At 62.5% G+C, this 23919-nt stretch carries 16 protein-coding genes and 1 pseudogene; 12 read left to right on the top strand and 5 right to left on the bottom strand.

Annotated features, from left to right (window positions below):
* The first annotated feature begins 189 nt into the window (after nucleotides 1-189).
* The 4 genes from topA to JQ603_RS00440 are packed head-to-tail and all read left to right on the top strand — an operon-like array spanning nucleotide 190 to nucleotide 6508.
* Nucleotides 190-2937, top strand: coding sequence for a type I DNA topoisomerase (gene topA, locus JQ603_RS00455; protein ID WP_212335842.1), 2748 nt, complete (start codon nucleotides 190-192; stop codon nucleotides 2935-2937).
* 7 nt (nucleotides 2938-2944) lie between these two features.
* Entirely contained in the window at nucleotides 2945-5293 is a 2349-nt protein-coding gene (gene rnr / locus JQ603_RS00450; protein WP_212335841.1) for a ribonuclease R, read from the top strand.
* A complete protein-coding gene (locus tag JQ603_RS00445) occupies nucleotides 5287-5727 on the top strand; it encodes a DUF983 domain-containing protein (protein ID WP_212335840.1) in 441 nt (146 codons plus the stop codon). The genes rnr and JQ603_RS00445 overlap by 7 nt, the downstream gene beginning before the upstream one ends.
* A 31-nt stretch (nucleotides 5728-5758) precedes the next feature.
* Nucleotides 5759-6508, top strand: coding sequence for an NUDIX hydrolase (locus JQ603_RS00440; protein WP_212335839.1), 750 nt, complete (start codon nucleotides 5759-5761; stop codon nucleotides 6506-6508).
* Between the two features lie 247 nt (nucleotides 6509-6755).
* Here JQ603_RS00440 and JQ603_RS00435 read toward each other — a convergent pair whose 3' ends face one another.
* A complete protein-coding gene (locus JQ603_RS00435; RefSeq protein WP_212335838.1) occupies nucleotides 6756-7298 on the bottom strand; it encodes a hypothetical protein in 543 nt (180 codons plus the stop codon).
* A 67-nt stretch (nucleotides 7299-7365) separates the two neighbouring features.
* Here JQ603_RS00435 and JQ603_RS37905 point away from each other — a divergent pair.
* The 4 genes and pseudogenes from JQ603_RS37905 to rpmG all read left to right on the top strand — a co-directional run.
* Nucleotides 7366-7473 (top strand): annotated as a pseudogene (locus tag JQ603_RS37905) (NUDIX hydrolase); the annotation flags it as partial.
* Nucleotides 7474-7489: 16 nt separating this feature from the next.
* A complete protein-coding gene (locus JQ603_RS00430) occupies nucleotides 7490-8827 on the top strand; it encodes an amidohydrolase (protein ID WP_212335837.1) in 1338 nt (445 codons plus the stop codon).
* A 128-nt stretch (nucleotides 8828-8955) separates the two neighbouring features.
* Nucleotides 8956-10281: an LLM class flavin-dependent oxidoreductase gene (locus JQ603_RS00425; RefSeq protein WP_212335836.1), complete on the top strand. Its 1326-nt coding sequence runs from the start codon at nucleotides 8956-8958 to the stop codon at nucleotides 10279-10281.
* Nucleotides 10282-10488: 207 nt separating this feature from the next.
* Nucleotides 10489-10656, top strand: coding sequence for a 50S ribosomal protein L33 (gene rpmG / locus JQ603_RS00420; protein ID WP_007603295.1), 168 nt, complete (start codon nucleotides 10489-10491; stop codon nucleotides 10654-10656).
* 169 nt (nucleotides 10657-10825) lie between these two features.
* Here rpmG and JQ603_RS00415 read toward each other — a convergent pair whose 3' ends face one another.
* The gene (locus JQ603_RS00415) at nucleotides 10826-15148 is read right to left on the bottom strand and encodes a LuxR C-terminal-related transcriptional regulator (RefSeq protein WP_212335835.1); all 4323 of its coding nucleotides are present in this window, start codon (nucleotides 15146-15148) and stop codon (nucleotides 10826-10828) included.
* Between the two features lie 165 nt (nucleotides 15149-15313).
* On the opposite strand from JQ603_RS00415, the gene JQ603_RS00410 reads away from it, so the two are divergent.
* On the top strand, nucleotides 15314-15643 hold the full coding sequence (locus JQ603_RS00410) for a nuclear transport factor 2 family protein (RefSeq protein ID WP_212335834.1): 330 nt from the start codon (nucleotides 15314-15316) through the stop codon (nucleotides 15641-15643).
* A 123-nt stretch (nucleotides 15644-15766) separates the two neighbouring features.
* Here JQ603_RS00410 and JQ603_RS00405 read toward each other — a convergent pair whose 3' ends face one another.
* The gene (locus JQ603_RS00405; RefSeq protein ID WP_245003427.1) at nucleotides 15767-16402 is read right to left on the bottom strand and encodes a helix-turn-helix domain-containing protein; all 636 of its coding nucleotides are present in this window, start codon (nucleotides 16400-16402) and stop codon (nucleotides 15767-15769) included.
* A 440-nt stretch (nucleotides 16403-16842) separates the two neighbouring features.
* Between JQ603_RS00405 and JQ603_RS00400 the strand changes: the two genes are divergently transcribed.
* Entirely contained in the window at nucleotides 16843-17406 is a 564-nt protein-coding gene (locus tag JQ603_RS00400) for a hypothetical protein (RefSeq protein WP_212335833.1), read from the top strand.
* A gap of 609 nt (nucleotides 17407-18015) precedes the next feature.
* On the opposite strand, the gene JQ603_RS00395 is transcribed toward JQ603_RS00400, so the two are convergent.
* Nucleotides 18016-19023 (bottom strand): ABC transporter substrate-binding protein, encoded by a 1008-nt coding sequence (locus JQ603_RS00395; protein ID WP_212335832.1) that lies wholly within the window; start codon nucleotides 19021-19023, stop codon nucleotides 18016-18018.
* Nucleotides 19024-19937: 914 nt separating this feature from the next.
* On the opposite strand from JQ603_RS00395, the gene JQ603_RS00390 reads away from it, so the two are divergent.
* Nucleotides 19938-20123 carry a hypothetical protein gene (locus JQ603_RS00390; protein WP_212335831.1) on the top strand — a complete coding sequence of 62 codons (186 nt, stop codon included), beginning with the start codon at nucleotides 19938-19940 and terminating at the stop codon, nucleotides 20121-20123.
* A 919-nt stretch (nucleotides 20124-21042) separates the two neighbouring features.
* Nucleotides 21043-21897, top strand: coding sequence for an arylamine N-acetyltransferase family protein (locus JQ603_RS00385; protein ID WP_212335830.1), 855 nt, complete (start codon nucleotides 21043-21045; stop codon nucleotides 21895-21897).
* 156 nt (nucleotides 21898-22053) lie between these two features.
* On the opposite strand, the gene JQ603_RS00380 is transcribed toward JQ603_RS00385, so the two are convergent.
* Nucleotides 22054-23748, bottom strand: a complete 1695-nt coding sequence (locus JQ603_RS00380; protein WP_212335829.1) for a winged helix-turn-helix domain-containing tetratricopeptide repeat protein — start codon at nucleotides 23746-23748, stop codon at nucleotides 22054-22056.
* Nucleotides 23749-23919 lie beyond the last annotated feature (171 nt).

Genomic DNA, 23919 nt, shown 5'->3' with positions numbered 1-23919 from the left:
GCCGACATGGATCGCAACTCCAAGGTGGTACTTTGCAACTTTCTCGATATGAAACTTTTCCCATTCCGAGCGCTTTCAACACCCCTCGATTTGACAGGGGCCGCCTCACCACCCATGTTCGGGTCGAAACGGCCGACCCGAGTCCTTTCGTTTTCGGCCCGAGATTTTCCCGTAAGCCACTGGAACTAAATGAATATCGTCATTGTGGAGTCGCCGGCGAAAGCCAAGACGATCAACAAATATCTGGGCTCGTCCTACGAGGTTCTGGCCTCGTTCGGCCATGTCCGCGATCTCCCGGCGAAGAACGGTTCCGTCGATCCCGACGCCAATTTCAAGATGATCTGGGAGGTCGACCCCAAGGCGGCCGGCCGGCTCAATGATATTGCGAGGTCGCTGAAGGGCGCCGACCGCCTGATTCTGGCGACCGACCCTGATCGCGAGGGCGAGGCCATCTCCTGGCACGTGCTGGAGGTGCTGAAGGAGAAGCGCGCGCTGAAAGATCAGAAGATCGAGCGCGTGGTGTTCAACGCCATCACCAAGCAGGCCGTCTCGGAGGCGATGAAGCATCCACGAGAGATCGACGGCGCGCTGGTCGACGCCTATATGGCGCGCCGCGCGCTGGACTATCTGGTCGGCTTCACCCTCTCCCCCGTGCTGTGGCGCAAGCTGCCGGGCGCCCGCTCGGCCGGCCGCGTCCAGTCGGTCGCGCTGCGCCTCGTCTGCGACCGCGAGCTCGAGATCGAGAAGTTCGTAGCCCGCGAATATTGGTCGCTGATCGCGACCCTGCTCACCCCGCGCGGCGATGCCTTCGAGGCCCGCCTGGTCGGCGCCGACGGCAAGAAGATCCAGCGCCTCGACATCGGAACCGGCGCGGAAGCCGAAGACTTCAAGAAGGCGCTGGAAGCGGCCGCCTACGCCGTCACGGCGGTCGACGCCAAGCCGGCCCGCCGCAATCCGCAGGCGCCCTTCACCACCTCGACGCTGCAGCAGGAGGCCAGCCGCAAATACGGCTTTGCGCCGGCGCACACCATGCGCATCGCCCAGCGCCTCTATGAAGGCATCGACATCGGCGGCGAGACCACCGGACTCATTACTTATATGCGTACCGACGGCGTGCAGATCGCCCCCGAGGCGATCACCCAGGCGCGCAAGGTGATCGGCGAGGATTACGGCAACGCCTATGTGCCGGACTCCCCGCGCCAGTACCAGGCCAAGGCCAAGAACGCCCAGGAAGCGCACGAAGCGATCCGCCCGACCGACCTCTCCCGCCGTCCCGACAGCATGAGCCGCAAGCTCGATGCCGATCAGGCCCGGCTCTATGAGCTGATCTGGAAGCGCACCATCGCGAGCCAGATGGAATCGGCCGAGCTCGAGCGCACCACCGTGGACATCACCGCCAAAGCCGGCGGCCGTACGCTGGAGCTGCGCGCCACCGGCCAGGTCGTCAAGTTCGACGGCTTCCTCGCCCTTTACCAGGAAGGCCGCGACGACGAGGAGGACGAAGACTCCCGCCGCCTGCCCGCGATGAGCCCGAACGACGCGCTGAAGCGGCAGTCGCTCGCCGTCACCCAGCATTTCACCGAGCCGCCGCCGCGCTTCTCCGAAGCATCCCTCGTCAAGCGCATGGAGGAGCTCGGCATCGGCCGTCCCTCGACCTATGCCTCGATCCTCCAGGTGCTGAAGGACCGCGGCTACGTCAAGCTGGAGAAGAAGCGCCTGCATGGCGAGGACAAGGGCCGCGTCGTGATCGCGTTCCTGGAAAGCTTCTTCAGCCGCTACGTCGAATACGATTTCACTGCTGGTCTGGAAGAGCAGCTCGACCGAATCTCCAACAACGAGATCTCCTGGCAGCAGGTGCTGAAGGACTTCTGGCGCGACTTCATCGGCGCCGTCGACGACATCAAGGATCTGCGCGTCGCGCAGGTGCTCGACGTTCTCGACGAGATGCTGGGGCCGCACATCTACCCCGCCCGCGCCGATGGCGGTGACGTCCGCCAGTGCCCCAACTGCGGCACCGGCCGGCTGAATCTCAAGGCCGGCAAGTTCGGCGCCTTCGTCGGCTGCTCGAACTATCCGGAATGCCGCTACACCCGTCAGCTCGCCGCCGATGGCGAGGCGACGGCCGACCGTTCGCTCGGCCAGGATCCCGATACGGGTCGCGACGTCTGGGTCAAGGCCGGCCGCTTCGGCCCCTACATCCAGCTCGGCGAGCAGAAGGACTATGAGGAAGGCGAGAAGCCGAAGCGCGCAGGCATCCCGAAGGGCACCTCGCCCGCCGATGTCGATCTCGAGCTTGCGCTGAAGCTGCTGTCGCTGCCGCGCGAGATCGGCAAGCATCCGGAAACCGGTCAGCCCATCACGGCGGGCCTCGGCCGCTTCGGGCCGTTCGTGAAGCACGAGAAGACCTATGCCAGCCTGGAAGCCGGCGACGAGGTCTTCGACATCGGCCTCAACCGCGCCGTGACGCTGATCGCGGAGAAGGTCGCCAAGGGCCCGAGCCGCCGCTTCGGCGCCGATCCCGGCAAAGCCATCGGCGATCATCCCTCGCTCGGCACCGTCACCGTGAAGAGCGGCCGCTATGGCGCCTATGTCACTGCAGGCGGCGTCAACGCGACGATCCCCGCCGAGTTCGAGAAGGACGCCATCACGCTGCCGCAGGCGATCGCGCTGATCGACGAGCGCGCGGCCAAGGGCGGCGGCAAGACCAAGGCGAAGAAGGCGGCGAAGCCTGCCAAGGCCAAGAAGGCTGCAGAGAAGGCCGACGGCGAGGATGCCGCGCCGAAAACCAAAAAGCCGGCCGCGAAGAAAGCGGCGGCCAAATCCAAATCCGAATCGACCAGCAAGGCGCGCGCCGCCGTGTCGTCGACCGCAAAGACGTCGCCGACCAAGGCAGCCGCCACCAAGGCTCCGGCCAAGAAGAGTGCCGGCAAGAATTAGAGGTTAAGTGAAACCAAAGAAAGACCGTGGCTTTCCCGACAAGCAAGCCATCGTCGCCTTCATCAAGGCAAATCCAGGAAAGGTCGAAACCCGCGAAATTGCGCGCGAGTTCGGCCTGAAGAACGCCGATCGCGCCGAGCTCAGGCGCATGCTGCGCGAGCTCGCCGACGACGGGACCATCAAGAAGAAGCGCCACAAGGTCTCCGAACCGGACACGCTGCCGCCGACGCTGGTCGCCGACCTCACCGGCCGTGACCGCGACGGCGAATTGATCGCCACTCCCACCGAATGGGACGAGGTCGAGAGCGGCGAGCCGCCAAAGATCCTCATCGAGATGCCGCGCCGGCCCAAGCCCGGCACCGCCGCCGGCGTTCGCGACCGCGTGCTGCTACGCGTCGAGCGCTCCGAGGAGACCGAAGGACCGGCCTATCGCGGCCGCATCATCAAGGTCTTCGACAAGACCAAGACCCGCATCTTAGGCGTGTTCCGCAGCCTTCCCGAAGGCGGTGGACGGCTCGTCCCCGTGGACAAGAAGTCCGCCGATCGCGAGTTGAACATCGCCCCAGCCGATACGCACGGCGCGCAGGACGGCGACCTCGTCAGCGTCGATATCGTCCGCACGCGCAGCTTTGGGCTCGCTTCGGGACGGGTCAAGGAGAAGCTCGGCTCGGTCAAGTCGGAGAAGGCGATCAGCCTGATCGCGATCTACGCCCACGACATTCCGCTGCCATTCTCCTCCGCCGCCGAGCGCGAGGCGGAAGCCGCGGAGCCCGCCAACCTTAGGGGACGCGAGGACTGGCGCGACGTCCCGCTCGTCACCATCGATCCGCCCGACGCCAAGGATCACGACGACGCGGTGCACGCGCAAGCCGACGATGATCCCAACAACAAGGGCGGCTTCATCGTCAACGTCGCCATCGCCGATGTCAGCTTCTACGTCCGCCCGGGCACTGCGCTCGACCGCGACGCGCTCGACCGCGGCAATTCGGTCTACTTCCCCGACCGCGTCGTGCCGATGCTGCCGGAGCGCATCTCCAACAATCTCTGCTCGCTGGTGCCGGGCGAGCCGCGCGGCGCGCTCGCGGTGCGCATGGTGCTCGGCCCCGACGGCCGCAAGCGCTCGCACAGTTTTCATCGCATCCTGATGCGCTCCGCCGCAAAGCTCAGCTACGCGCAGGCGCAGGCCGCGATCGACGGACGCCCGGATGACACCACCGGCCCCTTGCTCGATCCGATCCTCAAACCCCTCTATGCCGCTTACGCCTGCGCCAAGCGCGCGCGCGACGAGCGCGATCCGCTCAATCTCGATCTGCCCGAGCGCAAGATCCTCTTGAAGAATGACGGCACAGTCGACCGCGTCGTCGTCCCTGAGCGTCTCGATGCGCACAAGCTGATCGAGGAGTTCATGATCCTCGCCAACGTCGCCGCGGCCGAGATGCTGGAGAAGAAGTCGCTGCCGCTGATCTACCGCGTCCATGACGAGCCGACGCTGGAGAAGGTCCACGCGCTCGCGGAATTCCTGGAGACGCTGGACGTCCCCTTCGCCAAATCAGGCGCGCTGCGCCCGACGACGTTCAACCGCGTGCTGGCCCAGCTCGAAGGCCATGATTACTTTCCGCTGGTGAGCGAAGTCGTGCTGCGCGCCCAGGCGCAGGCGGAATATTCCTCGGAGAATTACGGCCATTTCGGGCTGAACCTGCGCCGCTACGCGCATTTCACGTCGCCGATCCGCCGCTATGCCGACCTCGTCGTGCACCGCGCGCTGGTCCGCGCGCTCGGCCTCGGCGAAGGCGCCCTGCCCGACAGCGAGACGCCGGAATCGCTCGGCGAAGTCGCCGCGCATATTTCCCTGACCGAACGGCGCGCGATGAAGGCGGAGCGCGAGACCGTCGACCGCCTGATCGCCCATCATCTCGCCGACCGCATCGGCGCGAGCTTCCAGGGCCGCGTCTCCGGCGTCACCCGCGCCGGGCTGTTCGTCAAGCTGAGCGAGACCGGCGCCGACGGGCTGATCCCGATCCGATCCCTCGGCGCGGAATATTTCAACTATGACGAGGGCCGTCATGCCCTGGTCGGCACGCGCAGCGGCACCATGTACCAGCTCGGCGACGTCGTTGACGTCCGCCTGATCGAAGCCGCTCCCATCGCAGGCGCGCTGCGCTTCGAGCTGCTGTCGTCGGAGAGCGAGAGCGGCCCGCGCGAGCGCAGGCCGCTCCGCGCGCAGCGCAAATCGTCCAAGGCCCATCCCGGGCGCAGTCCAGAGAGAAAACGCAAGCCGGAGAAGCAAAAGTCCGGCAAGGGAAAGAAGGGCAAGAACAAGGGAAAAGCTAAGGGCAAGAAGGGCAAGGCGTGGTGACGATGAGCACGGCCCCGAAGATCTGGACGCGCGAGACCGGCCTCGTCGAGAAGCGCGACGTCTGGACAGCGATGAAGCGCGGCTTTCGCAGCCGCTGCCCGCGCTGCGGCGAGGGAAAACTGTTCCGCGCGTTCCTGAAGACCGCCGACAATTGCTCGGTCTGCGGCCTCGATTTCACGCCGCACCGCGCCGACGATTTGCCGGCCTATCTCGTGATCGTCATCGTCGGCCACATTGTGGTACCCGCGATCCTCTGGATCGAGACCAATTACACCACGCCGGTCTGGATCAGCTTCGCAGCCTATCTGCCCTTCACGTTCTTCGCCTCGCTTGCACTGCTGCAGCCGGTGAAAGGCGCCGTGGTCGGATTGCAATGGGCTCTGCGCATGCACGGCTTTGACGAGAACCCTCCGGATGGTATTCCGCCGGTCTAAGCAAAAAGCAAAAAACGGTTTGGGTGAGGACATGACGGATATTTCGCAGGCAGAAGAAAAGGCCAAGATCCACGAAGGCAAGGAAGCCGACCACCATCCCTATTTCCGCCCGAAGGATGCCGCGACGCTGATCCTGGTCGATCGCAGCGGCGCCGTTCCAAAGGTTCTGGTCGGCAAGCGCCACGACAAGGTGGTGTTCATGCCCGGAAAGTTCGTCTTCCCCGGCGGCCGCGTCGACAAGGACGATTACCGCGTGCCGGTTGCCGCGCCCATCACCACGGAGCTCGAAGCCAATCTCGCCAAGGGCAGCCCGAAGACCCCGGCCTCGCGCGCAAAATCGCTGGCGATCGCCGCGATCCGCGAGGCCTGCGAGGAGACCGGCCTTTGCCTCGGCCGCAAGGTCGAAGGCAAGGCCAGGCTCGAAGGTCCGTGGAAGCCGTTCGCCGATGCAGGCCTGCTGCCCGATCCCTCCAGCCTGTTCCTGATCGCACGCGCAATCACCCCGCCCGGCCGCGTCAAGCGGTTCGACACCCGCTTCTTCACCGCGGATGCCTCCGCGATCACCCACCGTGTCGAGGGCGTGATCCATGCCGATGCCGAGCTGGTCGAGCTGGTCTGGGTCGAGCTCGGCTCGAAGCCGCTCGCCGATCTGCATCCGATGACGCGTAACGTGCTCAACGAACTCGACACCCGCCTTGCCACCGGCCCGCTGCGCCACGATGCGCCGGTGCCGTTCTTCCATTTCTACGGCGGCAAGATGCAGAAGGATATTTTGGGCTGATCCCTTTTCCGTTCAGCGCACCGTCTTCTTCACGCAGACCGGCTCACTATTGGGGATACTCGTGCAATCCCAATCCGGGCCGAAACCTGTTGCCTGATGAACGGACGGAAACCGAGCAAGGACAAAAGCACAAACGCAAATGATGACGAGAACGACCAAGATGCCCAACGCATCAGCGCGCGTCAAATTCAGATAAGGCCATCTCATCGCATAATCCCTCGGGCGCACGCCTGACGACGGCGTCCCTCTAGTCCGCATCCGGCTCGGTGCCGACATAATCGCGCACGGGAAGTTTCAGTGCCTGCCCGAGCTCGCTTGCGAACCCGTCCGCCTCCTCACGCTTGGTAAAGCTCATCAGCGTGATCGGCTCGGTGCCCTTGCTGCCGCAGAGATTGACGTCATAGGCCGTCAACTCCGGATCATAGTCTTCCGTGATGCTGATGAAGTGGTAGTCGGCGAAATTGCGGTGCTTGCGAAAATTCAGCGGGCCGAACTGCCTGGTGATGACGATCTGGCGCAGCGCCTCGTTGAGCACGACGAACGTGCGGAAGGTCAGCAGGATCAGGCCGGGAATGCCGACCAGCAGCCCGAGCCCGGTAAACACCAGCACCGGCACGAGGTCGTCGGCGAGCCGGCCGAAGCCGGAAAAGTCCTGGCGCAGCCCGAGCGCGACGTTCCACAGGAGATATCCGCTCGCCGCCAGCAGCGGCAGCGACAATAGCCGGCCGACCCAGGGCATGGGCCGGTCAATGCGGACCATGCCGCCATCCAGTGTCATTGCGCCGGCCATGTCGGGTCTCCTTGCGAGGTCTTGGCTTGGTCGGGGCGAAGGGCGGATTGGTTCGAAGAGACGTCTCCGACGCCTTGCGACCGGCCTCCTGCGTCACGACGCGCCGGTGCCGTTCTTCCATTTCCATGGCGGCAGGATACGACGAGATGTGCTAGGTCAAGGAAAGGGCTCTTGAACGACTGGAGGATTGGATGACGCGGTTCGTTAGGCCTCTGCTCGCTTCCGTGGCGTTGTTCAGCCTGCTCTCGCCACCTGCCCATGCGGAGCTCGACGTCGCCAGATTGAAGCAAACGATCGAGACCTCCTTCGAGAGCGAATATCCGAAGCTCGACGCGCTCTACAAGGACATCCACGCCCATCCCGAGCTTGCCTACCAGGAAGTGAAGACCGCGGCGAAACTCGCCGCCGAGATGCGTGCGATCGGTTTTGAGGTCACCGAGCACGTCGGCAAGACCGGCCTTGTTGCCATCTTTGGGAACGGCGACGGTCCCACCATCATGGTTCGCACCGAGCTCGATGCGCTGCCGATGGAGGAGAAGACCGGCCTGCCCTATGCCAGCCGCGACAAACAGATCTGGCAGGGCCGCGAGACATTTGTCGCCCATAGCTGCGGCCATGACATCCACATGGCGAGCTGGGTCGGCACGGCGAAGACCCTGGTCGGCCTAAAGGACCAGTGGCACGGTACGTTGATGTTCATCGCGCAGCCCGCCGAGGAAGAGGTCACGGGCGCCAAGGCGATGATCGACGATGGCCTGTTCACCCGCTTTCCGAAACCCGATGCGGGTTTTGCCCTGCACGACGGCAGTGGAGCCTACGGCTTCGTGACCTATAGGGTCGGGGTCGGATCGTCGAATGTCGACGGTCTCTTCATCAAATTCCTTGGCCGCGGCGGCCATGGCGCAATACCGCAGGCGACCATCGATCCCGTGATGATGGCATCCCGCTTCGTCGTCGACGTGCAGAGCGTGATCAGCCGCGAGAAGGACCCGACCGAATTCGGCCTCGTCACCATCGGCGCGATCCACGCCGGCACCGCCGGCAACATCATTCCCGACGAGGCCAGGGTGATCGGCACCATCCGCAGCTTCAAGCCGCAGGTGCGCGCCAGGATGCTGGCTGGGATCGAGCGGACGGCGAAGGCGGTGGCGGCGATGGCGGATGCACCGGCGCCCGAAATCCATCTCGACGAGGGAACCAAGGCGGTGGTGAACGATGCCGCCGTCGTCGGCCAGGCCGAGCGGGTGCTGAAAGTGGCCTTCGGCGACAAGTTCAACCTCAGCCCGGCCAACACGACCAGCGAGGACTATTCGGAATATGTCAACGCCGGCGTGCCCTCGATGTTCTTCAACATCGGCGTCTATGAGCCCGAGCGCGTCGCCGCCGCGCGTAACGGCAGCGGCCCGCCGCTTCCCGGCAACCACTCGCCGCAATTCGCCCCGGTGCCGAAACCGACCATCCAGACCGGCGTCACCGCGATGACGCTCGCCGTGCTGAGCGCCTTCGATCAAAGGGCGCGGGGGCAGTAGTCCCCTTCGACGCGAACGTGCTGAGAGTTGATCGAAAAACAAAAAAATCTTCTCGACCATCCCAATGGCAGAGTTCCTCCGCGTTCCTATGTCTTTGCGAACGTCACCCAGAACGGACTTAGGACGCGATGGCACAACGGCAACTCAAGCTTGGCGCGTTCATGCGCCCGATCAGCATCCACACCGGCGCCTGGCGCTATCCCGGGGCCTGGCCCGACGCCAATTTCAACTTCGGTCACATCAAGACGCTGATCCAAAAGCTCGAGGCCGGCAAGTTCGACGCCTTCTTCATGGCCGATCACCTCGCCGTGCTGAACATGCCGATCAACGCGCTCAAGCGCAGCCACACCGTGACCTCGTTCGAGCCGTTCACGCTGCTGTCGGCGCTCTCGGCCGTCACCGAGCGGATCGGCCTGATCGCGACCGGCTCGACCACTTTTGATGAGCCCTATCACGTCGCGCGCCGCTTCGCCTCGCTCGACCATCTCAGCGGCGGGCGTGCGGGGTGGAATATCGTCACCACCTCGAACCCGGACGCGGCGCTGAATTTCGGCCTCGACGACCACATGGAGCATGCCGAGCGCTACAAGCGCGCCCGCGAGTTCTACGACGTCGTCACCGGCCTGTGGGATTCCTTCGCCGACGATGCGTTCGTGCGCGACGTCGAGAGCGGCCTGTTCTTCGATCCCGCGAAGATGCACACGCTCGACCACAACGGCAAATATCTGAAGGTGCGCGGGCCGCTCAACATCGCCCGCCCCGTGCAGGGCTGGCCGCTGATCGTGCAGGCTGGCGCCTCCGAAGACGGCAGGCAGCTCGCCGCCGAGACCGCCGAAGCGGTGTTCACCGGCGGCGGCAGCCTCGCCGACGGGCAGAAGCTCTATGCCGACATCAAGGGCCGCATGGAGAAGGTCGGCCGCGATCCTGAACATCTCAAGATCCTGCCCGGCGCCTTCGTCGTGGTCGGCGACAGCGTCGATGAGGCCAAGGAGAAGCGCGCGCTGCTCGACAGCCGCGTGCATTACGACAGCGCCATCGCCTCGCTCTCGGTCATCCTCGGCACCGACGCCTCCGGCTTCGATCCCGATGGTCCCCTCCCCGAGATCCCCGAGACCAACGCGAGCAAGAGCGGCCGCCAGCGCATGGTCGACCTCGCCGCCCGCGAAAAGCTCACCGTGCGCCAGCTCGCCCAACGCGTCGGCGGCTATGGCGGCCTCGCCTTCGTCGGCACCGCCAAAACCATCGCCGACCAGATGGAGGAATGGCTGGTCGGGCGCGGGTCGGACGGATTCAACATCATGTTCCCGTTCCTGCCCGCCGGCCTCGACGACTTCGTCGACAAGGTCGTCCCGGAGCTGCAGAAGCGCGGGATTTTCCGCAAAGAGTATGAAGGGGCCACTTTGAGGGAGAATCTGGGCCTGCCGCGGCCGAAAAACCGATTCTTCGAGGCCTAATCGGGCCGATTTGAGTGGTTTTCCGGGCTAGATCCCCTGCCGGGGCTCTAGGTTGTTGTTTTTGGCGCGTTTTCTTGACGCGAACCGGTACCCACTTCGCTGGAAAACGCTTCGAAACCTTGACATCAGGCGGTTTCTGGCTAGGTTGCCGGCCAACGCGGGCCGTTTGGCCGGCTCCAGATTCCCCAATTTTCTGAGGTTCAGAACATGGCCAAAGCGGTCACCATCAAGGTCAAGCTCGTGTCCTCGGCCGACACCGGCTTCTACTACGTCGCCAAGAAGAATTCGCGCACCATGACCGACAAGCTGGTCAAGAAGAAGTACGACCCGGTCGCGCGCAAGCACGTCGAATTCCGCGAAGCCAAGATCAAGTAAGATCGCGGGACACTTACGGACTTTTGACGGGGCCTCACGGCCCCGTTTTTATTTTGGCCGCTCTCCACCGCAGCACGAGCACCTCACGGGGGTGACGGCGAGACCCAGCGCTGCGTCCTGGCCACGAGAGCCGAGTTGCCCATGCCGCCGTCAATGACGATGCGACACTTCAAATCAGCAAGTCATGAGCCGCATGTCCATGCGAACCGCTATTGCCGTGGCTGGCCGCGTGGTCGTCCGGCGCATTAGGGATCATTTGGACGATGATCTCGAGGGCCTTTTGCTGACCGGGCGGTACATGCGCATCGAGCAGAGTGTCGAGCACTTGAGCCACAACGACCGCGACGGGAGTGGAAGGAGTTGCCGCGCTATCGAAGCGGAACACCAGGTCTTGATCCGCGCTGCCGGTCTCGGGCACGGCCTGAGCAGGCTGTGCGGCTTCTGATGCGATCGGAGCTAACTGCGCCACCTGCTGCGCGTTTCCGTGTCCAGCGCTATCGCCGTTTGCGACGCTCGGTTCGGCAGTCTCGGCTGTATCAGGTGCGTTCGCAGAGGTTGACTGTGAATCGTGCCCCGAATTGCCGTGTTCCACGACGGTCGCGTCTGCTGTCTTCTTGTCATTGCCGACGCCGTTGCCCGGTGTGGAGTCAGCTTCAGTCAATTCCGTGGCTGCCGCCTTTGCAGGCCCTGGCTCCGCAGCGTGCTCCGAGTTACCGCGGCCCGCGCTATCGCCGCTTGCGACGCTTGGTTCGATAGCCTCGGCTGTATCAGGCGCGTTTGCAGAGGTTGAGGGTGAATCGTGCCCCGAATTGCCGTGTTCCACGACCGCCGATTCGGCCGTCTGCTCTGCCGCCGACGCGCCCGCACCGTCCGCGGCCAGAGCATGATGCTCGGCGCCATTGCCGACGCCGTTACCCGGGGTGGAGTCAGCTTCGGCCAATTCCGTGGCTGCTGCCTTTGCGGGCCCTGGATCCGGAGCGTGCTCCGAGTTACCGCGGTCCGCGCTGTCGGCCGTTGCGACGCTCAGTACGACGGTCTCGGCTGCATCCGGTGCGTTTGCAGAGGTTGGCTGTGAATCGTGCCCGGAGTTGCCGTGGTCCACGTCGGCCGCTTCGGCTGTCTTCTTGTCATTGCCGACGCCGTTGCCCGGCTTGGAGTCAGAGTCAGTCGACTCCGCGGCTTCCTTCTTTGCAGACCCCGGCTCCGCAACGTGATCCGAGTTACCGCGGCTCGCACTGTCGACCGCTGCGATGTCCGGATCGACGACGTCGGCTGCTTTCGGCCCGTTTGCAGAGGTAGGCTGTGAAGCGTGCCCCGAATTGCCGTGCTCCTCGTCGGCCGCCTCGGCCGTCTCCTTGTCATTGCCGACGCCGTTGCCCGGCTTGGAGTCAGCTTCAGTGGTCTCCGTGGCATCCGCCTTGGCAGAGTTCGAGTGCTCGGAGTTGCCGTGGTCGTCGTCGGCCGCCTCGGCCGTCTTCTTGTCATTGCCGACGCCGTTGCCCGGCTTGGAGTCAGCTTCAGTCGTCTCTGTGGCAGCCGCCTGTGCAGGGTTTGAGTGCCCGGAGTTGCCGTGCTCCTCGTCAGCCGCCTCGGCCGTCTTCTTGTCGTTGCCGACACCGTTGCCCGGCTTGGAGTCAGCTTCAGTGGTCTCCGTGTCGGCCGCCTTGGCAGAGTTCGAGTGCTCGGATTTGCCGTGCTCCTCGTCAGCCGCCTCGGCCGTCTTCTTGTCATTGCCGACGTCGTTGCCCAGTTTGGAATCAGCTTCAGTCGTCTCCGTGTCGGCCGCCTTGGCAGAGTTCGAGTGCTCGGATTTGCCGTGGACCTCGTCGGCCGTCTTCTTGTCGTTGCCGACGCCGTTGCCCGGTTTGGAGTCAGCTTCAGTCGACTCCGTGTCGGCCGCCTTGGCAGAGTTCGAGTGCTCGGATTTGCCGTGGACCTCGTCGGCCGTCTCGGCCGTCTTCTTGTCGTTGCCGACACCGTTGCCCGGTTTGGAGTCAGCTTCAGTCGACTCCGTGTCGGCCACCTTGGCAGAGTTCGAGTGCGCCGAGTTGCCGTGGCCCTCGTCGGCTGTCTCTGCCGTCTTCTTGTCGTTGCCGACACCGTTGCCCGGCTTGGAGTCAGTCGTCTCCGTGGCAGCCGCCTTCGCAGAGTTCGAGTGCGCAGAGTTGCCGTGGTCCTCGTCGGTCGCCTCCGCCGCCTTTTCAGACCCTTGCTCCGAAGCGTGCTCAGAGTTACCGCGGCCCGTGCTGTCGGCCGTTACGACGCTCGGTTGGACGATCTCGTTCAGCCCGGTCGACGAAACGCCGGTGCCCGCATTGATCGGCTCACTCTTCAATGTGAGACTTTCAGCTGCCGTCACCGTCACACTGTGAACAAGCCCGGTTGATGACGCGTGAGCCGTCACGACAGACGTGCCATCGCTCCCGTCCGTTGCTTCCGTCGAATCGTTGGTGAAGGTTTTGAACTTCGACGCACCCAGGCCGGCCCGCGTCTGCCCGAACTGGAACCTCGAGCCGTCGTCGGCCAGAATGCGCCAAATTCCAGCCGTCTCGACCGTGCCCTCGCCCGCCCCGCTAATGGCATGGACATTGTCGGCACTCAGCACAGTCTCATCGATTGCGTCCGCCGCTGTCAGCGCTGCCTCGAGCTGCTCCAGGGTGATCGAGACAACCGCGCCTTCCGGTTGGCCGACGAGATCCAACTCCGCAACGGATACAATCCCCTGCAGATGGATTTCCACCAGGCCGCGATCGCCGATATCGAGGCTACGATCGGTCGGATTGACATAGACGATCGTTTCATTGCTTGCGGCGTTGTAGATCCAGGCAAGGGTATGTGGCGGGATGGACTTGCTTGCCTCAGTCATATGCAGCCAGGCAAGCGCTCCGAAAGCCGCAAGATTGATCCTGCTCGACCCGGATCCGAAATCAAAGGCAGCGTCGGAAGAGGTCGAATGGGAATCGATCGGGGAACGAGAAGCAACGTTTCCAACGTTGCCGCCCATTTGCTGATCGCGGCCATCTCCGCCAAGACCGGCATCCTGACCAAGATTCAACAAGCCAAGCAGTTCTTGGAGGGTGGCGCCCGCGGCGTCCCCCGCAGCGCCATGACTGATCTGGCCCCCACCGCCTTCTCCAGCGACGCTTTCGTTCCCAGTGCTCACGAACGCGGAAGGCAGGTGAGACTCGTGTGAAGCCAAGGCCGAGGCTGAGTTGTCGACATGATGAGCGCCGGCATCGGTGGTCGTGGCCAGTTTTGTGGTCGCACTCTCTCCGGTGAAGGTCACGAATCCGTCGAGCGACGCTTTGGCCGGGTCATGCGTCTGTGCGAGATGGGGGTCGTGCAGTGCGTAGATCAACGCACCGGCGAGAGAGGCGAAGGTGCCATACCCTCCCTGAAGCGACATCGGATTGGACGCAAGCCGCGGGACGAGATGGTCCGGGGCCGGGTCACCTCCAATCTGTGTGTCGTTCGTTCCTCGCGGCAAAAGCGCAGGAGGATTGGGCGTGCTCGACCCGACAGGACCGTGGTCTTTCCACAGTTTGGAGCTCACGGACTGCTCGGCCCCGCGCAGCGCTTCCATTGCCGCCGCCGGGTTCGTGACCTCGCCCACCTTGGCAAGAAAGTCTCTCTGCGTGACCGGGGACGTCTCGACGGATTCCCAGGCGATGCGGTGCCGGAGGATGGCCTTCTTCCAGGGCTCATATTCGGCGTGCTCGCCCGCATGGCGGATGCCGTCGTCATCCGGAAGCACGTCGTTCGCTTCCGACGCCTTGAGTTCGTCCGCAATGGCGATCACCAGAAGGGCCAGCGAGAGCGCGCCGAAGCCAGAGGCACGTTGCAACAATGCGATGGTCGCGAGCACCGTTCTGTTGGTGATCTCGAGCTTCTGGAAAATATTGTACAGGTGGACTTTGACTGTCCCGTGGGACAGGTCGAGCTGGCGCGCGATCTCCTTGTTCGACATTCCCTCCGACACCAGTCGAACAATCTGACGTTCCCGGTGCGTCAGCAGCTCCAGCATCTTTTCAATTTTGCCGCCGTCAAGTTCCTTGCCGGTTGGCGCGAGGTCGGACTGCTCCAGCGACACGCCGCTCTTGGTCATCAGCCGCAGTGATCGCAGCATCGTGGCGGGAGAGGCATACTTCGAAATTGCACTGCAGGCGCCGACAGCAATGGCCGCGGCCAGATCCTCGTCGGTGTCGTACTCGGTAAAGAACACCAGGCGCGTGGAAAGCTTCTCGGCTTTCGCGATCGCGAGGATCTTGGCGACCGTCAGATCCGGCAAGGTGTCGGCAACCAGCGCGACGTCGGGTGTCAATTTCCTGATGGCTTCGAGGCAGCTTGTCGCGTCGCTGAACGATGCGACGATGTCGAAGTCCTGCTGTGCCGCGAATACCGACTTCAGTCCCTGCAGAACGATCGGCTGTCGATCTGCGATCACAAGCCGGATGCGCTGAAATACCCCGTGCTTCGCAATGACGTCCAACATGAAATATGCCTCGTCCCGGTTCTATGTCCTTCGGCATATGGCCGGGGCCGGGTACGGGGTATTAAAATACAATTAATCGTTTCGAGAAAGAGGCTTAGCGGGGTTAACCCGATCTAAAATTGCGAGTTTTGACGGTATGGTTATGACGGTATTCAGGTGAGAATTATGTCCTTTGACCCGATGGGCGTTGCGGTTGACTGGCTCGATGCCTACCGCGCTGGCGATATCGAAGCGATCTTGGATATGTATGCCGACGATGCCGTGGTTCACTGCGGCTGCGGCTGCGTCAAAACCATCACCGGCCGCGAGGCACTTCGTGCCTATTGGGTCGATCGCCTCCGGGAATATCCGGCAGGCACCTTGGACGATCTCAATCCCTGGCACGACGGGACCATCCTCTCGTACGTCACGAGTGCTGGCGTCATGAGCGCGCTTTTTGCGTTTGACGCCGCCGGGAGGATCAAGGAGTTGGACTGCAGTCCTCCCCACCACTAGAGACCCGCGGCGTCATCCGGGCCCTATGGGTCACTGGCGGTCATTCAGGCTAATGCAATGCGACATCGTCGGCCGCTCGAGCGCCGGCGTCAGGGAAGCTTGCCAGGCTGGCGGATGCGACCGTCAGGCGTCGATCTTCGCGAGAGCGTCACGGTCGACCAGTTCAAGCCGCCGCTGAGTATTTCCGTCAAAGCGCAGAAGTCCTTCGTCTCGCAGGATCGAAAGAGCCCGGGAGACGGTTTCCAGGGTCAGTCCGAGATAATCGGCGATATCGCGGCGACTCATCGGCAAGATCATCACGTCCGGGTGGTGCAGCCGTTCATCCATCTCGAGAAGGAATGCCGTCACACGCTCGAGCGATGTCTTTCGGCCGAGGAGAAGCATATGGCTCTCGGCGTGCGCAAGATTTTGGGTGACGAATTTGATGAGGTCCTTGGTACCTGCGCCTCCATTTCGCACGGCCTCCAGAATGCTGCTGCGCCGCATGAGGTGGGCATGGGTTTCGACGATCGCTTCAGCCGTGAAACGGTGAATTGCCTCATTTTCGAATCCGAACATGTCGCCGGCCAGGTGGAACGCGTTGATCTGGCGGCGACCATCCGGGAGAAGCTTGTAGGTGCGCACCGCACCCGAGACGATCTGGTAGACGTACTCGGGCTCTTCGCCCTCGCCAAAAATCTCGAGGCCCCTGCGGTACCTGAATTCGCTGTAGCACATCCCCTCACCGGCCAGAGCGGCAAGATGCCCGTCAATTGACATGCGGGGGGCGGTATTGATCCTCACCAGCATCATTCGTCCTCCCTGAGGGCTGAACCCATGCTAGGCCGATGCAAGCAGCCGGGATTGATCCGGCTCAAGCTCGGGAAAATCCGGCAATCACCCTACCGCGTTTCCAGGACCCCTGTAAGGCGAACAAAAGGAAGCCGCCAGCCCTTGGGGAAGCCGACGGCTTTGGGTGGGTCGCGTAGTGGGGCTACGCAACGCCGTTTTAGGTTCAGCGGAAAAGCGCCCTATTGATCGAGATCAAGCAACGTGGCGTTCGTCGTGAGGCGAGCCGAGCGTACCCTTGAGCACCATGCCGATGGCGCGATTATCTCTGCAGACGCGCTCTCAACCTTTGATTGCTCAACCACGAATGTCTGTTACCGTCCACTTACCGGGTCGGCATTTCCGTCTCCGGATTTGGGAAGGACATGGTCATGAGATTGTCATCAACCTTTGTCGTGCCTTCAACCGTCGCTCTCTTGTCAACCCTCCTGGTATGCGGCCCGGCCGCGTCGCAAACTCCGACAGGCTCCGCCGCCACGATTCCCCCCGTCTCGGTCGATGCACCGAAGCAGCAGGCAAGGCCGCAAAAGCCGACTCAGGCAACAAATGCCGGAACATCATCACGCCGGACATCGTCAGCCGCTCAAACGTCGTCTTCAGGCACACGGACGCCTTCCTATGCGCCGGGTTCTGTGATGGGAAGGATTGCCAGCCTGGAAAGAGTCGCCAGCAGTTGCAACGGTGGCTGCGCATCAAGCTTCCCGCAGGGCAAGGAGCCCTGGATTGGCTGCAGCGAGTCGGGCGGCAATATAGATTATGGACCCTTCTCGCCAACGTGCCGAGACACCATCACCCATACATCCTACGAGAATTGCGTCGAGACGAAGGTGTTCCTGGGCGAGAATCGAAACAAAGCCCACTGGATTTGCAGCAGCCTGGCGGCCGGCAACCGGTTTAAAGTCGCCGATCTCAAGCGGTCAGGACGCACGCATTAGTTCTTCCTCTCCGCAGGACTTCTGCTGCGGTTGAGCTCCAGCTCTCTCGTATCCCGGACACGGTGCAGCGCGGAGCGCTGCGTCCGGGGCATGAGAGCTGGACTACGCAACCCAGCCAAAGATCTGTGCATTCAGGCCGCAACGAACCAAGTGTGCCCCATCTCGCAGAGCGCGATGGCCGGCTTCACCATCTCCAGCGATGGCACGTCCTGCAACCTCTGGACAGAACCAGAAATCAGGACTTGTCGTGCGCATACTTCTCCAACAGCAGCCGATTGTATTCATTCCTCACGGCTTTGCGCGAAACATGCCCCTTTCGGTCTTTGGCAATCTTCAGAAGATCAGGATCAGTCGGTGCCCGCGACTTCCGCCCAAACCGCGCAAGGAGTCGGGTCGTAGGCGCCGACGTCCTTCTAAACAGCCGGTCAAACCATCCCATTGTGTCCTCCCGGACAGACTGCAGTTACGACAATATCACCATGGATTTAAGGGTCAAACGGACATAATCCCGCACGCGCCGATTGCTGCGATGCCCATGGCGTGACACGAGTCTTGTTACCCCGTGCACGGCAATGATTTCGACCATTGCACCACAGCGGATGGCTTCCCTCATTCGATGACCTCGTCGGCACGGGCGAGCAGCATCGCAGGCATTTCGAGGCGCAGCGCGCTCGCGGCCTTCAGATTGATGACCAGTTGGAATTTGTTGGGCCGGTAGATCGGGATGTCGCCCGGCCTGGTCCCGTTGAGGATCTGGTGCACATCAACGGCAAGTCGCTCGGCAAGCTCACCGAGATCCGGCGCATAGCTGACCAGCCCACCTGCATCCGCATAGTCGCGAAAGGGATAGATCATCGGAAGATGAAGTTTCCCGGCGAGCTCGGTGATCAAGGCGCGTCGTGCCAGGAAGCTGCCGCTCGCATCAACCATGGCAGCGTCGTACTGCTGTGACGTCAACTCGGCAAAGGTGCGATGGAGCTGCGCATCATCCACCTCTGGAAAGAACTTCCAGCTCAGCACGATGCCGAGGGCCTGCCCTGCCTTCTGAAGCGACAATCCCAGGGGGGTATCCATCAAGGCACGCGACGATGTCAGGTAAGCGACCTTGGCGGCCGAGGGCATCGCCTCCTTGAGGATTTGCAGGCGCTTCGCGACGATTTCGTAGCCTGCATCGATGCTGACGCCCGTCAGGTTGCCTCCGGGATGCGCGAGGTTTGCAACCAATCCCGTCGCGATCGGGTCTCCCATGATCGCGACAATCGGTATCGTTGTCGTGGCTGCGGCGAACGCCTTGATCAGTTCGTTAAGATTTACAACGATCACCTGCGGATTGCCGCCAACGACGGCAGCGGCGAGAGATGTAAAGTGCTGCGAGCGCCCCTCGGCTGAATAACGCTCGACGACAATATTGCCTCCCTCGGCATACCCGAGCCCACGCAGCGTTTGATAAAACCGCCGGACCCAGAAGGGGCCGGCAGTTTCGGTCAGTTGACCGGCGGGGATACCCGAATGAACCAACGCGATGCGGTGTTGCCGCCGCGCCTGCTGCGCCCGCCCCGCGAGCGGCCAGGCCGTTGCCGCACCGCTCACAAGCGTGATGAACTGCCGTCGCCGCATCGCCAAGCCCCGATGCTTCCATCCCGAGCGTAAGCAATTTTTGGCGCGGGTCCAAGCGGCGGATGTCCGCGAGGGGTCACCCGGTCGGGGCAAGCGTGCCCCCAGTTTCCGGCTCATGGCCGGCGTCACAAGTCTTGTCCGGCCAGGCGCCGGGCAAACGAAAGCGACCACCCGCCCTCGCCCCAGGCCGTCCGCAACGCCGGCGCCGGCGGCTGCGACGGCCGGATCAGCGCACCTCGAAGAGATTGTACCAGGAGACAATTGCTAGCCGCACGGACATCGACCTTACTGGCATTGCGCGGACGGTTTCGCGCCCCGCGCCTCGATGACGGTCCCGGCCCCCAATCTCAGCCCCCAAGTCCGGGGCCGTCGTTTTGGATCGTGGAATTGGTGAAGTGGATTGATAGTGGATCGATAGCGGATTGATAATCGCGTGCTCAGCTCTCTGCTCGCCATCTTTGAGTGCAGACGCGCTGCACTGGCCTGCCCGCACTGCACACGCGAGGCCTCTCGCGAGAACACCAGGCGTGGACGATCTCTAGGATGCTCTCATCTGACATGTGAGCAGTGCGGGAGGAGCACTGACATCGCAGGATGGCGGCTGCAGGGACTGTCCGGGCGAGGCGCGGGACCGCTCATCCCGTGAATATCCTACAGGCTGAGGACCAGCAGAGATAAGAGAACCGTAGAAAATAGGCCGAGCCCTACGATGCTGGCCTTGAAGACGAAGTCCACCATCACGCCCCTCATGCCCAGGCTGATCTGGCAATTCCAGACGTTGGGACGGTACTAAATTATGGTTCCGGTGTAATGTGCAGTTTGTGCCAGTACGCATTGAGTGGCGATCGGTCGCGGGCTGCCAATGAGGCGGCTACCAAGACACATCGCTTTCTGGAGACCCGCTGGAGGCCAGCATGCCTGACGATGCCACTGATGCACTAGAGGCCGGTATTCGGTCCGCGTTTACGTCATATTCCAGAGACGACGATCCTGATTGGAGGAGCGCGTGCTGGATCAAGCCCGATGAATGCTCGCACTTGGTGAAGAATATCCTGAAAGAACTGACCGCAAGAGGTTTCGAGATCGTCAAGAAGGCGTGACGCGCCCTTTGAGGTGTCGCGACGTTGTCCTCTGCAGGTGGTCCAGGGCGCGAGGCGCTCGGCGGTCTCGGCAATCTCAGACGGCGCACTGATCCCGGGCTTTTGGAGCAAGCGTTGTGGCTTCTCGCGTGGGCTCAGAAGTCGTTCGCTCATGGACGGCGTGGATCAAGCGGACCGAGATTGCGTTCGCCTTCGGGTCGATCGCATCGGGCTTAGTCCTCCCGCAATGACTTCCGGTCAGCCTCGGTGGGCGGGCGCAGTTCGCCGTTGAACCATCCTCTCACGAGGGGTGATTTGAGCGGGTCAAACGCAGATTCGTTTGACGCGGAAACGCTCACAGTCGTCTCGTGCGAAAGGCGCAATTCAATAGGGTTGGGCGTGCGCTCGTTCGGGCGCTGTTTCGATCGCTGCGACCATGTTCGGGTACGCATGGGGGTCGGCTCGTGCTGCTGTGAAATGCCCCTGCTCGCTCGCGGAAGATCGTCACCACTGGCGAAGTGAACCTAGTTTCAATCCGAATACGCCGCTCGCACCATTGTCCCAAAGGGAAGACGTGTCGCCCGCAAAATTGCGATAGATCAAGAACGGCATGCCGGCACCCAGCAAGCTCATCACCCCTGCAACAACAATGCAGAGTTCACATGAAATGGGTACGAATTTCTGCCATTGCAGCAGCCACAATCGCGTGCACGGCGCTTGTCTCGCCTCATTGGTCTGAGCAGGGCCTCTCGCTATCCGCGAGCGCAGAGGCGCGCGTCGGAAGGCGGCGGCGTCCTAACCAGGTCTCTCGATGTCGATGATGGGCCAATGGCTGCCGTTCTCTCGAACTCCAATCGAGCCAAGCCGTCGAACGGATATGTCTGGGACGCCGGGCCGAAGAATGCCAATATGGGCGTACCAGACCCCCGGAGTGCGTGCGATGTTCGACACTCAACTCGATCAGAAGGCCTGGCTTGCGCGCATCGGCTATAATGGGCCGCTCGCGCCAACGCTCGAGACTCTAAATCAGCTCATTCTCGCACACTCGCATTCAATTCCATACGAAACGCTCGATATCATGCTCGGGCGTCCGCCCAAGCTCGATGTGCCTACGCTCCAGCAGAAGATGATTGCCGGCGGACGAGGCGGATACTGCTTTGAACAGAACATGCTGTTCCGAGCCGGGCTTCGGTCGCTCGGCTACAGGATCACAAGCCTGCAAGGGCGCGTCGTGCGCGGGTTGGAGATCGATGCACCGCGCCCGGCCATCCACATGTTGCTGAAAGTGGACCTGCCGGAGGGCACCTATCTCGCAGATGTCGGGTTCGGCAACCTCGCGCCGACCTGCGCGCTGATGCTTGTGCCGCAGATCGAACAAGAGACACCCCACGAGGTCATGCGCTTCATCGATGTTGGCGGCGAGCTGACGCTCCAGGCGCGGCTCAAGCATGGCTGGCAGCACATTTACCGGGTCATTCCCTACCCTCGCTACGATGGCGAATACGAGATCACCAACTGGTACACGGCGACTTATCCGGACACGCCGTACCAAGGCAACATCATCGTGGCAAAGCCGGGACCGAACAGGAGCCGGATCACCATGTACAACGCGCGTGTCACCGTCCGGGACGCAGACGGGCACGCGGAGAAACGCCGGCTGATGACCGAGAGAGAGTTCAGGGACGTGCTGTGCGGCGAATTCGGACTGAACATGTCCGATCAGCAGATCGATCAGTGCATCGCCGTCATGAAGGCGAAAGGAACGGGAGACGCTCCCCACCCGTTCTTTGCTTAGGCTCTCTTCGAGTCGATTTCCGGAATGGATTACAAGCGGCTTGTCTCGACCAGGCAGCGCGGCATCCGCGGTCAGCCTCCAAGCTGACGAAGGCAGACCACACGCCCCGCCTACGGCGCACCTTGACCAGTGCTCTGCCAGGCGTCCGCCGTCTACTTACCTGATGCCGGCAACAGCCAGTCCTTCAGCGAAACGATCGACGAAGCCTTGATCGTTGCAAAAGAACAGCTCCTGCCGCGCCGTGTCTATCCTGTAGTCCGGCTTGCGTTGCAGCAGCTCAGCGGTGGCCACGCGTGCCTGCGCCCTTTCATCCAGGCGGCCAAGGGACGCCGCCAGTGTCGCATAAGCGCGATACGTGGCGTTCGGTTGCCGCGTCGCCCTGCGCGCAAACTCCACCGCAATGTCGTATTCCTCGAGCGAGAAATGCGTCCAGGAACGAACGTGGTGAAAGCTCCAGAGATGGCTGTCGCGGGGACTGAGCATTGTCGCGCGATCAAGCAGCGCTTCGGCTTCGAGCTCCCGCCCGCACCACAGCAGATTGAACCCTTGTGCAAAATATCCCTGCGCGAAGCTTGGATTGAGCTCCAGCGACGTGTCGATGGCCGCCAGCGCCTCGTCGTTCTGACGCATCAGGCATAGCGCCCGTCCCAGGGCGCAATGACAAAAGCAATCGAGCTCATCGAGCGTCACCGCGAGACGCGACTGGCGCAACGCCGTTTCTAGTCGCGCGGGCCGAATCTTCGGATCATCATAGAGCGCGCGCTGGATGTTGACGTAGGCAAGCGCCCCATGTCCACGCGCAAAGCCGGGATCTGCCGCGATGGCACGCTGGAAATAGTCCTCAGCCTGGTCGAATCCCGGCGTGGTAAATCGCCAGAGATTCCATAGCCCGCGCTGGTAACAGTCCCACGCGTCGAGGCTTTCGGGCGCCTTTCGTGCGGCGAGCTGCTGCTCCACTTTCGACAATTCGGGTTCGATGGTGGCGGCGATCTGCTTGGCCATCTCTTCCTGGATATCGAAAATGTTCTCGAGTTGAAGCTCGTATTTGTCGGACCAAAGTTGCATCCCGTCCGCGGCCCGGGTCAGCTCCGCCGTAATCCTGATCACATCGCGGCTCTTGCGAACGCTGCCGGACATGACGTAACTCACGCCGAGCTGCGCACCGACGTCGCGCGCGTCAACGACCCGCCCCTGAAACCCGATCGTCGAGTGGCGCGAGATCACGGAAAGCCAGCGGTTGCGGGCGAGAAGCCGGATGATGTCTTCCGTCAATCCGTAGCTGAAATAATCGTTCTCCGGATCACTCGACATGTTCGTGAACGGCAGCACGGCGATGAACAAACGTGAATTTGCCTCGGCCTTGACCGCTTCCGAAACGACGTCGCCGAGATGAGACACGTCGGCAAAGAGCGATGCCTGCTTCGGAACGTCGATCGTTGCGCGGTGGTCCGGCGCAAGCCGGATTGCATCGGCGTCAGAGCCGCCGATCGCCTGGACCGGAGCCACGAACCGGAAGCCGCGCCGATGCAGCGTCCTGATGAAGAGCTGATCAGTTCCGTTGTCTCCAAGCACGCGCCGGGCGCCGTTGATGCGGCTGGAAAAAGCCGCCTCGGAGATGATGCGGCCGTTCCACACGATGTCGATGAGTTCGTCCTTGCTCACCACCCTCTCGTGGTTGCGCACCAGATGAACGATGAGATCGAAAACCTGAGGTTCAATATGGACAGGCGTCCCCTCACGTCGAAGCTCTTGCTGGCTTAGATCGACCTCGAAATCCGAAAAACGGTATTTAACTACCACTATCATTTCCTTGCCGAGGCTGGCCGCATATCGCCGCTGTCGTCGAAACAATCTCCAACTCAGGAAAAAACCAACGTGTCCTGAAGTACTCCGTCAAGCGTGAGGGATCGGTCGAGTTTAAAGACCGGTCAATCGTCGTTCAACCGGAGAAGATGCCACATGATCCGCGCATCTGATCGTTTGCACCGCTATCGTGCCGGATGGCTTGCCATCATGGCACAT

Origin of the sequence: Bradyrhizobium liaoningense (assembly GCF_018130825.1) — a bacterium.
Lineage (GTDB): Bacteria > Pseudomonadota > Alphaproteobacteria > Rhizobiales > Xanthobacteraceae > Bradyrhizobium > Bradyrhizobium liaoningense_B.
This window is presented reverse-complemented; position numbering and strand designations above follow the sequence as displayed.

What these genes read in the sequence shown, in the direction of transcription:
- rpmG (WP_007603295.1), top strand. Translation starts at nt 10,489, where the DNA reads ATGGCCAAAGCGGTCACCATCAAGGTCAAGCTCGTGTCCTCGGCCGAC.
- JQ603_RS00390 (WP_212335831.1), top strand. Translation starts at nt 19,938, where the DNA reads ATGCCTGACGATGCCACTGATGCACTAGAGGCCGGTATTCGGTCCGCG.
- JQ603_RS00440 (WP_212335839.1), top strand. Translation starts at nt 5,759, where the DNA reads ATGACGGATATTTCGCAGGCAGAAGAAAAGGCCAAGATCCACGAAGGC.
- JQ603_RS00415 (WP_212335835.1), bottom strand. Translation starts at nt 15,148, where the DNA reads ATGTTGGACGTCATTGCGAAGCACGGGGTATTTCAGCGCATCCGGCTT.
- topA (WP_212335842.1), top strand. Translation starts at nt 190, where the DNA reads ATGAATATCGTCATTGTGGAGTCGCCGGCGAAAGCCAAGACGATCAAC.
- JQ603_RS00405 (WP_245003427.1), bottom strand. Translation starts at nt 16,402, where the DNA reads ATGTCAATTGACGGGCATCTTGCCGCTCTGGCCGGTGAGGGGATGTGC.
- JQ603_RS00435 (WP_212335838.1), bottom strand. Translation starts at nt 7,298, where the DNA reads ATGGCCGGCGCAATGACACTGGATGGCGGCATGGTCCGCATTGACCGG.
- JQ603_RS00425 (WP_212335836.1), top strand. Translation starts at nt 8,956, where the DNA reads ATGGCACAACGGCAACTCAAGCTTGGCGCGTTCATGCGCCCGATCAGC.
- JQ603_RS00385 (WP_212335830.1), top strand. Translation starts at nt 21,043, where the DNA reads ATGTTCGACACTCAACTCGATCAGAAGGCCTGGCTTGCGCGCATCGGC.
- JQ603_RS00430 (WP_212335837.1), top strand. Translation starts at nt 7,490, where the DNA reads ATGACGCGGTTCGTTAGGCCTCTGCTCGCTTCCGTGGCGTTGTTCAGC.
- JQ603_RS00395 (WP_212335832.1), bottom strand. Translation starts at nt 19,023, where the DNA reads ATGCGGCGACGGCAGTTCATCACGCTTGTGAGCGGTGCGGCAACGGCC.
- JQ603_RS00400 (WP_212335833.1), top strand. Translation starts at nt 16,843, where the DNA reads ATGAGATTGTCATCAACCTTTGTCGTGCCTTCAACCGTCGCTCTCTTG.
- JQ603_RS00410 (WP_212335834.1), top strand. Translation starts at nt 15,314, where the DNA reads ATGTCCTTTGACCCGATGGGCGTTGCGGTTGACTGGCTCGATGCCTAC.